The organism is Pseudomonas sp. GNP012 (assembly GCF_054343835.1).
Genome location: NZ_JBTGUU010000001.1, coordinates 2137826 through 2149611, shown reverse-complemented (window position 1 = coordinate 2149611; position 11786 = coordinate 2137826). Strand labels below are relative to the sequence as shown.

The following is an 11786-nucleotide window of genomic DNA, read 5'->3' as shown; positions in this document are numbered from 1 at the left end:
TCATGCCGGCCGCTCAACGGTTGCCGGTGCCGGTGCCGGTGTCTCGTGGCGCAGGATTGGGAATGAATGTCGGTGGGCTGGCGGGAGCGCTGCGCTCGGGGTAGCGATTACCGATGCCGCCGTTGTCCAGTGTCGGCGGGCGCGGGACCGGCACGGTATTGGGCCCGCGAATGGCCGGGGCGCTGGGTCGGGTGCCTTGCATGCTGTTGGGGTTGGCCCGGTTGATCGGGCTGCTGTAAGGATTGTTGTTGGTGTTGCCCGGCAGATTCTGGGCCATGCGCAACGAAGCAGAGGTGTCGGCCTCGACCATTGGGCCCAGTACAGCACTCAGGGCCAGCGCAATGGCGCCAGACACGTATCGGTTCATGGCGGTGCCTCGCTACGTCACGTGGATAAGGACTTCGATATCACGCTACGCCCGGGGTTCGTATTTGTTAACAAAAACCTCCCCGGCAAGATGTAACACGACGTTGATCCGGTTAAAGGAACGGCCCCAAAGACCACGGAAACTTTTGCTCGAGGCCGCAGGTCACCTGAACATCACTCGCGAGTAGACGACCATGGCACGGGCAATCTGGAAAGGCGCAATCAGCTTCGGACTGGTGCATATCCCCGTGGCGCTGGTCTCGGCAACGTCTTCCCAGGGCGTCGATTTCGACTGGCTGGACAGCCGCAGCATGGACCCGGTGGGCTATAAGCGTGTCAACAAGGTCACGGGCAAGGAAGTCACCAAGGAGCACATCGTCAAGGGCGTGCAATACGAAAAGGGCCGGTACGTGGTGCTCAGTGAGGAGGAGATCCGCAGCGCTCACCCGCTCTCGACCCAGACCATCGACATTTTTTCCTTTGTCGACGGCGAGCAGATTCCCTTGCAGAACATCGACACGCCCTACTACCTGGCACCCGACAAGCGCGGCGGCAAGGTCTATGCATTGCTGCGCGAAACCCTGAGCAAAACCGGCAAGGTCGCCCTCGCCCATGTGGTACTGCATACGCGACAGCACCTGGCCGCGCTGATGCCGCTGGAGTCGGCGCTGGTGCTGGTGATGCTGCGCTGGCCAGCGGAAGTTCGCAGCCTCGATGAGTTGGCGCTGGGCAGCGAAGTGACCCGGCCGGAACTGGCCAAGGGCGAACTGGACATGGCCAGGCGCCTGGTGGAGGACATGAGCGCCCAGTGGTCGCCGCAAGACTATCGGGATGGTTTCGAGGACAAGATCATGACCCTGGTGGACAAGAAGGCCCATGAAGGCAAGATCGAAGACGTCGAGACCGCCTCTGGTGAAGAGCTACGTAAAACGGCGGATGTCATTGACCTGACCGAACTGCTCAAGCGTAGCCTGGGCAGCAAGGGTGCGGGGAAGGCAACGGCAAAGCCCAAGGCGAACAGCAAACCGGCCGCGAAGAAGAAAGCCGGTCAGTGATTGGCTGGATGTACCGGCCTCATCGTCTGGACGCCGCCCGGACATACCACTCAGATCAGAATGATGACCACCAGCAACCCCGCGAAGATCGACCACTTTTCGAGGTAGTAAAGCTTGCGGTTGCGTTTTTTCAGTTGTTTGCCGTGCAGGCGAACCTTGTAGATCTTGCCGAACAGGCGGTTGAGGCCGCCGGTCCTGTCGCCCGCCTCGTTTGGCGCACCCGCCGCCGACATGACATGGCGACTGAACCAGCGATTGAATGCTGCTGCCCATCTGTATTTCATTGGCCGCTCGACGTCGCAGAACAAAATGATGCGGTTCTGCTGCGTGGTGTTTTCTGCGTAATGAATGTAGGTCTCATCGAACATCACCGCTTCGCCATCGCGCCAATGATAGTCCTGGCCATCGACATTGATGTAGCAACCCTCGGCGTTGGGGGTTTCCAGACCCAGGTGATAACGGTACGAACCGGCATACGGGTCGCGGTGACGCACCAGTCTGGACCCCGGTGGCAACTCGGCGAACATTGCCGCCTTGATCGAACCAATGCCCTGCACCAGTTCGGTGGTGCGCGGGCAGAGCTTCATGGCCGATGGATGGCTGTCGCCGTACCACTTGAGATAGAAGCGCTTCCAGCCGGTCTTGAAAAACGAGTTGAAACCCACGTCATCGAACTGGTCCGAACGCTTGATCTGGCCGGCCCGAAGCAAATTCTGGCCTTCGGCACGAATTTCTTCCCAGTGCGCCTGCAGCGGACTCAGGTCGGGGAAGTCGGCCGGGTCGAGATAGGGTTTGTTAGGGATTTTCGAAAACAGATAAAGAAAGCAATTGATCGGCGCCAGAAACGTCGAGTGATCACTCAACTGGCGGCCCAGCTTATGGCGCACTTGGCCACGCAGGTGGACATACGCAATAGAGACAACGTAGATAACGGCAATGATCAGTTTCACGGAAATCGTCACACGTCAGAAGAAAACAAACTGCGCCCTTTACCGGAATGCCGGTCTCCGGGTCTTGTGCAGCGGCTGAAAACGAAACAGCGGCCCTGTAGCACCATTGAGCTACACCGACGATCGGCGCTTGGCCGACAGATGGCATTTTAGCCACAGTTTGTAACCAATAGTTAACCTGTAACTGTGAAAAACTGTCCACAAAATCCGCCGAAACGTCACTGCGGCCTCAACGCCCTATCGTTTAAAGAGCCAGACCAGTACAATCGCCGCCAAACTTTACGCGCCACCAGGTTGAAAGCGGGAAATTCCCCTTTCAGCGCACATCGACTCGGGCCAGGCGCGCCACATGCTGCTGTCCACTTAATGCCAGATTGAACTTCCACTGCCGATCGGGATGAATGTCCCGCGGACCGGACAGTGGAAACGGGTACTGAACCGGTACTGCCGCAACCCTAGCTACTCTGAATGCTTCGCAGGAAAAACCTTTGATTTCTACAGCTAACATCACGATGCAGTTCGGCGCCAAGCCGCTCTTCGAAAACGTTTCGGTCAAGTTCAACGGTGGCAACCGTTACGGCCTGATCGGCGCCAACGGTTGCGGCAAGTCGACCTTCATGAAGATCCTCGGCGGCGACCTGGAGCCGTCCGGCGGCCAGGTCATGCTGGAGCCGAACGTGCGTCTGGGTAAATTGCGCCAGGACCAGTTCGCCTACGAAGAATTCACCGTGATCGACACCGTGATCATGGGTCACGAAGAGCTGTGGAAGGTCAAGGCCGAGCGCGACCGCATCTATTCTTTGCCGGAAATGAGCGAAGAAGACGGCATGGCCGTGGCCGAGCTGGAAACCGAATTCGCCGAAATGGACGGCTACACCGCCGAATCCCGCGCCGGTGAACTGCTGCTGGGCCTGGGTATTCCCCTGGAACAGCATTTCGGTCCGATGTCCGAAGTGGCTCCGGGCTGGAAGCTGCGCGTATTGCTGGCCCAGGCGCTGTTCTCCGATCCGGAAGTGCTGTTGCTCGACGAACCGACCAACCACCTGGACATCAACACCATTCGCTGGCTGGAATCGATTCTCACCGTGCGTAACAGCACCATGATCATCATTTCCCACGACCGTCACTTCCTCAACAGCGTCTGCACCCACATGGCCGACCTGGACTATGGCGAGCTGCGCCTGTTCCCGGGCAACTACGACGAGTACATGACCGCGGCGACCCAGTCCCGCGAGCAACTGCTGTCGGACAACGCCAAGAAAAAAGCCCAGATCGCCGAACTGCAAACGTTCGTCAGCCGCTTCTCGGCCAACGCCTCGAAAGCCAAGCAGGCCACTTCCCGCGCCAAGCAGATCGACAAGATCCAGCTGGCCGAAGTCAAGCCATCGAGCCGCGTGAGCCCGTTCATCCGCTTCGAACAGACCAAGAAACTGCACCGCCAGGCCGTGACCATCGAGCAGATGTCCAAGGGCTTCGACGGCAAGACCCTGTTCAAGAACTTCAGTTTCACCGTCGAAGCCGGCGAGCGCGTGGCGATCATCGGCCCGAACGGTATCGGCAAGACCACCCTGCTGCGTACCTTGATGGGTGAGCTGACCCCGGACGCCGGTTCCGTGAAGTGGACCGAAAGCGCGGAGCTGGGCTACTACGCCCAGGACCACGCCCATGACTTCGAAGACGACGTCAGCCTGTTCGACTGGATGGGCCAGTGGACCCAGGGCGAGCAGATCATTCGTGGCACCCTGGGCCGCATGCTGTTCTCCAACGACGAGATCCTCAAGTCGGTCAAGGTCATTTCCGGTGGTGAGCAAGGCCGCATGCTGTTCGGCAAGCTGATCCTGCAAAAGCCGAACGTACTGGTGATGGACGAACCGACCAACCACCTGGACATGGAATCCATCGAGGCGCTGAACCTGGCGCTGGAAAACTACCCGGGCACGCTGATCTTCGTCAGCCACGACCGTGAGTTCGTATCGTCCCTGGCCACCCGCATCATCGAGTTGAGCCCGAACGGCGTGACCGACTTTAGCGGCACCTATGACGACTACCTGCGTAGCCAGGGTGTGGTGTTCTAAGGGCAGCTATTGGTTTCAAGCCGCAAGCTGCAAGTTGAAAGCCCTGTCCATGTGACGGGGCTTTTTGTGTTTCATGGCCAGGATTTTGTTGGGTACCGAATCCTTCGCGAGCAAGCCCGCTCCCACATTTGGAATGCATTTCCCCTGTGGGAGCGGGCTTGCTCGCGAAGAGGCCCTCGATACCAGCAATAATTAGTTAGCCTGCTTCCTTTTATCAATGTCCCGCGCCATGATGCAGTTCTCCCACCGCCGCCCGCGAACGAGCCCTCATGTCTGTGCAGCAAGTGCCCCCGCAAAGCTCCATGGCGATCACCCTGCAGATCGTCTCCATCGTGTTCTATACCTTTATTGCCTTCCTCTGCATCGGTTTGCCGATTGCGGTATTGCCGGGTTATGTCCACGAGCAATTGGGGTTCAGCGCCATCGTGGCCGGGCTGACCATCGGCTCGCAATACCTCGCCACCCTGCTCAGTCGCCCCATGGCCGGGCGCATGTCGGACAGCGTCGGCACCAAGCGGGCGATCATCTATGGCTTGTCCGGGATTGTGCTCAGTGGCCTGCTGACGCTGCTGTCGACCCTGTTGCAAGGTTTGCCGTTGCTCAGCCTGCTGATCCTGATCGCCGGGCGCTTGTTGCTGGGCATTGCCCAAGGCTTGATCGGCGTCGGCACCATCAGTTGGTGCATGGGTCAGGTGGGCGCCGAGCACACCGCGCGGTCGATTTCCTGGAACGGCATCGCCTCCTATGGTGCGATTGCCATTGGTGCGCCGCTGGGCGTGGTCATGGTGCAACAACTCGGTTTCGCCAGCCTGGGCATCGCCCTGTCGCTGCTGGCCCTGGCTGCACTATTGCTGATTCGCAACAAGCCCTCGGTGCCGGTGGTACGTGGTGAACGCTTGCCGTTTTGGGCGGTGTTCGGGCGCATTGCGCCGTTTGGCGCGAGCCTGAGCCTGGCTTCCATCGGCTACGGCACCCTGACGACTTTTATCACCCTGTATTACGTCAATCGCGGCTGGACCGGTGCCGCCTATTGCCTGACCGTGTTCGGGGTCTGTTTCATTCTGTCGCGGCTGCTGTTCATTTCCGCCATCAGCCGATTCGGCGGGTTCACCTGCGCCATTGCCTGCATGTGCATCGAGACGGCGGGCCTGGTGCTGCTGTGGCTGGCCCCGTCGACCGGGTACGCGCTGATTGGCGCCGGCCTGACCGGCTTCGGCCTGTCGCTGGTGTACCCGGCGCTGGGTGTCGAGGCCATCAAACAGGTGCCCAATTCCAGCCGGGGCGCGGGACTAAGTGCCTATGCGGTGTTTTTCGACCTGGCGCTGGCGATCGCCGGCCCCTTGATGGGCGCGATCGCATTGAACATGGGGTATTCGTGGATTTTCTTCAGTGCCGCGTTGTTGTCGGTGATCGGCCTGGGACTGACCCTGCTGCTCAAGCACCGCGCCATGGCTTGAACCTCTGTAGGAGCTGCCGCAGGCTGCGATCTTTTGACTTTAGGATCAAAAGATCGCAGCCTTCGGCAGCTCCTACAAAGAAATCTATTGATCAGCCGTCTGCATCCCGGCCCGGGTCGCCCTGCCCAGGGTGCGCGAGAAGAAACTTCCGGCTTCAGAGATCAGATTGCGGTGAATGTCTTGCCGATCGACGCCATCGGCATCGGTACACAGCGCGGGCATGATCGCGATCTGCTCGTCATTGCACGGCGCCATGAAAACGAAGTGCCCTGCTCCCGCCAGTAACTTGAAGTCAGGCGCCGTCGGCAGCTTGCGCGCCAGTGCTGCGGCGTTCTTGTCGACCGCCACCAGCTTGTCGCCATCGCCGCTGTAAAGCAGCACCGGCACGTGCACATCAGCCAGGGTGTGGCGACCGAACTTCAGGCTCAACGGCGCCATCAGCATCAAGGCGTGCACGCGTGGGTCCGCCACCGGTTGCAGGTCGTCGCGGTCGACAATCAATTCACCCTGAGTGTTGCAGGCGTCGCGGTCGTCCGGACGTTCCTGGCAATAACGGCGCAGGCGATCCAGGTCCGGCGTGGCGCCGGACAGAATCAATGCGGTCTCGCCCCCGGCCGAATAACCAATGACGCCAACCTGATCGGCGTTGACGAAGGGGGACAACATGCGGTCGCCCAGGGTGGCAGTGATGGCTTCGGAAATCTGGATCGGCCGGCCGTACAGGTTACTCAAAGTACCGAGGCGGCTGTGGTCCCTGGAGTTGTCACCGGGGTGGATCACCGCCACCACGACGAAACCTTTGCGTGCCAGCGAGGTGGCGAGGTCGTGCAAGGCCAGGGGGGTTCCGGTGTTACCGTGGGACAGCATCAGCATCGGGAACCGGCCAATGGCGACCTTGGTGTCCTCCCCGGCTTCGACGGTATAACCCTCGAGTTTGCTGGTGTGTTCCCAATCACTGGAAGGATAGAAGGCGATGGCACGCATCGGCTGCAGGTCCAGTGGGTCGAGAAACGTCATCTCATGAAAGCCGACGCTCCAGTGCGGATGCGGTGCAGGCGCGGCGTGCACTGTATTCAGGCTGCTGAGCAGGCAAATCAGTAAAGTTGCACAAAGACGCACCATGAGATGCCCACCTTGTTACCGGACTTGAGACGTACACCCCGAACAGCATAAGTCGGGCCACCCTCCGAAACGACCAGAAACAAAAAACTCCGTAGCTGGTACTTGCGTAGCCAGAATACAGAGTTTTTTGGGCTTTACCTGAACGGTTGCGAACTTTTACACAGGCCTTACGCAGCGGCGAACAACTGCTCGCTGATTTGCGCGTGAGCAGCGCTCATGGCTTTGCTGCGTACGTCGTCACCGTAAGCCAGGCCTTCGGCGCGGACGATTTCGATGTCGGTGATACCGATGAAGCCGAACAGCAACTTCAAATATTCTTCGTGGGCAACACCGGTTGCCTGACCGGCGTGCATGCCGCCGGAAGTCGAAACGACCACCACTTTCTTGCCGCCGCACAGGCCTTCAGGGCCGGCTTCGGTGTAGCGGAAGGTCTGGCCGGCTACGGCGATGCGATCGATCCAGGCCTTCAACTGAGTCGGGATGGTGAAGTTGTACATCGGTGCGGCAATCACCACGGCATCGGCGGCCAGGAATTCGGCCAGGGTCGAGGCGCTCAGTTCGGCTTCGTGCTGTTGTGCGGCGTTTCGCAGTTCAGCGGTGGTGCCGGCGGCGACCAGGGTAGTGGAAGAGAAATGGCTGATGGCGTCAGCGGCCAGGTCGCGGTAGGTCACTACGGCGGTCGGCTCGGCGGCTTGCCAGGCCTTGACGACTTCACCGCTCAACTGACGGGAAGCGGAGTTGTCGCCCAGGATGCTCGAATCGATATGCAGCAGTTTCATGTGGGATCTCCAAGTGAGGATCGCCCACAAGGGCGATCTGATGGGACTAATCCTACAGACGAAACCAATAGCTGATTAGTCGGCAACAATGCGATAGTTCGTCCCACAGATAGAACAATCGGATGCACATCATGCAAGACCTCAACGACCTGTATTACTTCGCCAAAGTCGTGGAAGCCGGCGGATTCGCGGCAGCCGGACGCTTGCTGGGCATCCCCAAGTCCCGACTGTCGCGGCGCATCGCCGAACTGGAAGAGCGCCTGGGTGCACGTTTGCTGCAACGCACCACGCGGCAGCTGAAACTGACCGCTGTGGGTGAACGCTACCTCAGGCACTGCCAGGCGATGCTGCTGGAAGCGGAAATGGCCGACGAGGCCGTGGCCAGCATGTCCAGTGAACCCCGAGGGCGTTTGCGGGTGTCCTGCCCGGTCGGGTTGGCCCACGAAATACTACCGGGGGTGATCAGCGACTTTCTCGAACGCTTCCCTCAGGTCCAGCTGGAGGTCATGCTGCTTAACCGCCGGGTTGACCTGGTGAACGAAGGCATTGACGTTGCCCTGCGTGTGCGGGAGCTAGGCGATGAAGACCCGCTGCTGGTCACCCGCCGCCTGCGTCAGGCGCAGATGCTGATGGTCGCCAGCCCCGGTTTCCTCAAAGGTCGTGAGATCAATCACCCCGAAGATCTGAAAAGCCTGCCGGTGCTCGGCGCCCTGGAAGCCGACCGCCTGGTGCACATCCGCCTGCTGGATCAAAACGGCAAGAGTTGTGAACTCGCGCTCGAGGCCCGGCTGGGCATCGATGACTTTATCGTGCGCAAGGCCAGCACCCTCTCCGGCCTGGGCTTTACGATGCTGCCCATGATGTATTGCGAACAGGAGCTGGAAGACGGCTCACTGGTGCAGTTATTGCCCGAGTGGTCGCTGCCCGGTGGCTGGCTGCAGGCGGTCTATCCTCATCGACGCGGAGTGATGCCGGCGGTACGCGCCTGGATTGACCACTTGGTCGAATCCTTCAATGCCTGTGGGGAACGATTGTTATGAAAGCTGGACGGATGAGCGAAGAGGATGTCGCGAAGTTCTGCCTCGCCCTGCCCGGTGCCCGGGAAGATTACAAATGGGGAGGTGTGCGGGTGTTTTCGATTGCAGGGAACAAGATGTTCGCCTTGCAGGGCCTGAGGGGTGATTCCCTGGCCTTCAAGGTCGACAAGGATCTGTTTCTCGGTCACTGCGACCGTCCGGGCATTCATCCGGCGCCGTATCTGGCCCGGGCCCAGTGGATCATCATGCAAACGCCCTACCCGCTCGGCAGCGAGGAATTGCAGGGCTTGCTGCAGCGCTCCCACCAATTGGTGGTGAGCAGACTGCCCAGGCGCACTCAAGTCGGACTGCTACTGTAGGGCTTTGTTTAAAAGGTCAAGGCGAACACATGTGCGCCGAGAAACAGGTGATCGATCCAGAACACCTGGTGCAATAGCACTATGATCCAGAACACCAACTGGTACGAGACTTTGCGGGTTTTGTGGCGAAACGCCTGCTGGGCCAGCAATGCACCGGGCCAGCCGCCGGCGAGCTCCAGCGCATGCAGGACATTCTCCGGCGTACGCCATTGCTCGGCGCGTGCCTTGCGCTTGTCGCTCCAGTACAGGAAAAACGTCACGACGCTGACGATGCCGTAGGCCGCGAGGGGAATCAGCGACTCCCCGTGCAGCCATAACGACAGCGAACCCGACAGCGGCAACGTGCACAGGACTGCAAACAACAGCCACTTCAGCCGTGGATGGCGGAACTGTCCCCCGGACGAGCGTCCGGGGTTGTTGCGCGAGCGCGAGTCACTCACGGCTTGACCGCACTCCAGTCGACCCAGCCGAACTGCCAGGTCGCCAGGATGATCAGGCCGAACACAATGCGATACCAGGCAAACGCTGCATAGCTATGGTTGGCGATGAACTTGAGCAGCCCGCGGACCGCAATCATTGCAAAAATGAACGCCGTGACGAAGCCGACGGCGAACACCGGGAAATCCGCCGGGACAAACAGTTCACGGTACTTGTAGCCCGAGTACACCGCTGCGCCGACCATGGTGGGCATCGCCAGGAAGAACGAGAACTCGGTAGCGGTCTTGCGCGACAGGCCGAACAGCAAACCGCCGATGATCGTCGAGCCCGAACGCGAAGTGCCCGGAATCATCGCCAGGCATTGGGCGAAGCCGACTTTCAAGGCATCTTTCCAGGTGATGTCATCCACGGATTCGGCGTGTACTTCATGCTGGCGGCGCTCGGCCCACAACATGACGATCCCGCCCACGACCAGCGCCGTTGCCACGGTGATCGGATTGAACAGGTAATGGTGAATCAGGTCGGCGAAGATCACGCCCAACACCACGGCCGGCAAGAACGCGATCAACAGGTTTGCGGTAAACCGCCGGGCGCCCGGCTGGGTTGGCAGACCGATGACCACGTCGAAGATCTTGCGTCGAAACTCCCACACCACCGCCAGGATGGCACCCAGCTGAATAATGATGTTGAACGCCATCGCCCGCTCGCCCCCGAAGCCGAGCAAGTCGGCCACGATGATCTGGTGGCCGGTACTGGAAATGGGCAGGAACTCGGTAAGTCCTTCTACAACCCCAAGAATCAATGCCTGAAAGGCGGTCCAAAGATCCATCAATCCCCCAAAAGGCTATGCACGCCGGCATGCCCCGATAATATTTTTCAAATGCTTTTTGCGATCAGCCTGGCTGAGGTCCCCGCGCATCAAGGATCACCACAGAACCGTTAAAATCCTGTGAAAAAACCACCTTGAATCAGCTTTACCCGTGCGGGGGGGCGAAATCCTATCAGACAAGTCCGATCGGCGGTTACAATCCGCCCCTCTTCGATTTCCCAAAGGTATCTCCATGTCCGGGCTTGAACTGTTTGCCGCCGCCCTCGGTGTCATTGCCGTCTGGCTGACGGTCAAACAGAACCCCTGGTGCTGGCCTATCGGCCTGGTCATGGTGCTGCTCTACAGTTGGATCTTTTTTGAAGTGAAACTGTATTCCGACATGCTGCTGCAAGTCGTGTATGCCGCCTTGCAGCTTTACGGCTGGTGGCAGTGGACACGGGTTGGCGACACGACCCATGGTCGCGAAGTCAGTCGTCTCGACGCTCGAACCGTGGTGTTGAGCCTGGCCATTGGTGCCGTCGGCAGTCTGTCGCTGGGAGCGGCCATGGCCCACTGGACCGACGCTGCACAGCCCTGGCTTGATGCGGCACTGACCGGGTTCAGCCTGGTGGCGCAGGTCTGGATGGCGCAAAAACGTGTCCAGTGCTGGCCGTTGTGGATCGCTTTGGATGTGATATTCGTCGGATTGTTCGTCTATAAGGACCTGTACCTGACCGCCACCCTGTACGGGTTGTTCGCCGTCATCGCCGTACAGGGCTGGCGCGAATGGCGTGCCGACCCGGCATTGCGCGCATGAAAGTCCTGGTCCTCACAGGTCCTGAATCCAGCGGTAAAAGCTGGTTGGCAGCCGAGTTGCAACAGCGTTTCGGCGGAATGCTGGTTGACGAGTACGTGCGCTGGTTCATCGAGCAGAATCCGCGGGACACCACGTTGGCCGACATTACGCCCATCGCCCGCGGTCAATTGGCATGGGAAGACCAGGCGCGGGCGCAACAGCCACCTTTGCTCATCCTCGACACGCACCTGCTGAGCAATATCCTCTGGAGCCAGACCCTGTTTGACGATTGCCCCGCCTGGATTGAACAAACGCTACTGGCCCGGCATTACGATTTGCACCTGCTGCTGTCACCGGAGCACGTCGAGTGGACGGATGACGGCCAGCGTTGCCAGCCCCGATTGAGTGAGCGCCAGGCATTTTTCGAGCAGACCCTGGCCTGGCTTGAACGCCACGCACAACCGGTTCAAGTGCTGCACGGAGATTGGGCAGAACGCCGAATCCAGGCACTGAACGCCGTGAACCGATTGCTCGGCGCCTGACC

The 11786-nt window shown here is 59.8% G+C and carries 13 protein-coding genes; 7 read left to right on the top strand and 6 right to left on the bottom strand.

All coding sequences use genetic code 11. From position 1 onward, the window contains the following. Positions 1–13: 13 nt before the first annotated feature. Positions 14–367, bottom strand: coding sequence for a hypothetical protein (locus ACXX83_RS09650; protein WP_458548254.1), 354 nt, complete (start codon positions 365–367; stop codon positions 14–16). 193 nt (positions 368–560) lie between these two features. On the opposite strand from ACXX83_RS09650, the gene ku reads away from it, so the two are divergent. Continuing rightward, positions 561–1421 carry a non-homologous end joining protein Ku gene (gene ku, locus ACXX83_RS09645; RefSeq protein WP_458548253.1) on the top strand — a complete coding sequence of 287 codons (861 nt, stop codon included), beginning with the start codon at positions 561–563 and terminating at the stop codon, positions 1419–1421. 50 nt (positions 1422–1471) lie between these two features. Here ku and lpxO read toward each other — a convergent pair whose 3' ends face one another. Beyond that, on the bottom strand, positions 1472–2371 hold the full coding sequence (gene lpxO / locus ACXX83_RS09640; protein ID WP_217838323.1) for a lipid A hydroxylase LpxO: 900 nt from the start codon (positions 2369–2371) through the stop codon (positions 1472–1474). Positions 2372–2859: 488 nt separating this feature from the next. Here lpxO and ACXX83_RS09635 point away from each other — a divergent pair, with 488 nt between their 5' ends. Next, the gene (locus ACXX83_RS09635; RefSeq protein WP_033044478.1) at positions 2860–4446 is read left to right on the top strand and encodes an ABC-F family ATPase; all 1587 of its coding nucleotides are present in this window, start codon (positions 2860–2862) and stop codon (positions 4444–4446) included. A 269-nt stretch (positions 4447–4715) separates the two neighbouring features. Then, positions 4716–5903, top strand: a complete 1188-nt coding sequence (locus ACXX83_RS09630) for an MFS transporter (RefSeq protein WP_015095009.1) — start codon at positions 4716–4718, stop codon at positions 5901–5903. An 84-nt stretch (positions 5904–5987) separates the two neighbouring features. Here the strand turns inward: ACXX83_RS09630 and ACXX83_RS09625 are convergent, their stop codons facing one another. Continuing rightward, positions 5988–7025, bottom strand: coding sequence for an alpha/beta hydrolase family protein (locus ACXX83_RS09625; protein WP_218499987.1), 1038 nt, complete (start codon positions 7023–7025; stop codon positions 5988–5990). A gap of 167 nt (positions 7026–7192) precedes the next feature. Further along, positions 7193–7804: an FMN-dependent NADH-azoreductase gene (locus ACXX83_RS09620; protein WP_458548250.1), complete on the bottom strand. Its 612-nt coding sequence runs from the start codon at positions 7802–7804 to the stop codon at positions 7193–7195. A gap of 131 nt (positions 7805–7935) precedes the next feature. Between ACXX83_RS09620 and ACXX83_RS09615 the strand changes: the two genes are divergently transcribed. Next, complete coding sequence (locus tag ACXX83_RS09615) at positions 7936–8844, top strand: LysR substrate-binding domain-containing protein (RefSeq protein ID WP_458550174.1); 909 nt, start codon at positions 7936–7938, stop codon at positions 8842–8844. After that, positions 8841–9200, top strand: a complete 360-nt coding sequence (locus ACXX83_RS09610) for an MmcQ/YjbR family DNA-binding protein (RefSeq protein ID WP_015095005.1) — start codon at positions 8841–8843, stop codon at positions 9198–9200. Before ACXX83_RS09615 ends, ACXX83_RS09610 begins: the two co-directional genes overlap by 4 nt. A gap of 8 nt (positions 9201–9208) precedes the next feature. Here ACXX83_RS09610 and ACXX83_RS09605 read toward each other — a convergent pair whose 3' ends face one another. Both ACXX83_RS09605 and ACXX83_RS09600 read right to left on the bottom strand, forming a co-directional pair. After that, complete coding sequence (locus tag ACXX83_RS09605; protein WP_458548249.1) at positions 9209–9640, bottom strand: DUF1294 domain-containing protein; 432 nt, start codon at positions 9638–9640, stop codon at positions 9209–9211. Next, positions 9637–10467, bottom strand: a complete 831-nt coding sequence (locus tag ACXX83_RS09600) for an undecaprenyl-diphosphate phosphatase (RefSeq protein ID WP_015095003.1) — start codon at positions 10465–10467, stop codon at positions 9637–9639. The genes ACXX83_RS09605 and ACXX83_RS09600 overlap by 4 nt, the downstream gene beginning before the upstream one ends. Before the next feature lie 232 nt (positions 10468–10699). Between ACXX83_RS09600 and pnuC the strand changes: the two genes are divergently transcribed. Together pnuC and ACXX83_RS09590 are read left to right on the top strand one after the other, a co-directional pair. Then, a complete protein-coding gene (pnuC, locus tag ACXX83_RS09595; RefSeq protein ID WP_217838317.1) occupies positions 10700–11263 on the top strand; it encodes a nicotinamide riboside transporter PnuC in 564 nt (187 codons plus the stop codon). Further along, positions 11260–11784: an AAA family ATPase gene (locus tag ACXX83_RS09590; protein ID WP_458548247.1), complete on the top strand. Its 525-nt coding sequence runs from the start codon at positions 11260–11262 to the stop codon at positions 11782–11784. Before pnuC ends, ACXX83_RS09590 begins: the two co-directional genes overlap by 4 nt. Positions 11785–11786 lie beyond the last annotated feature (2 nt).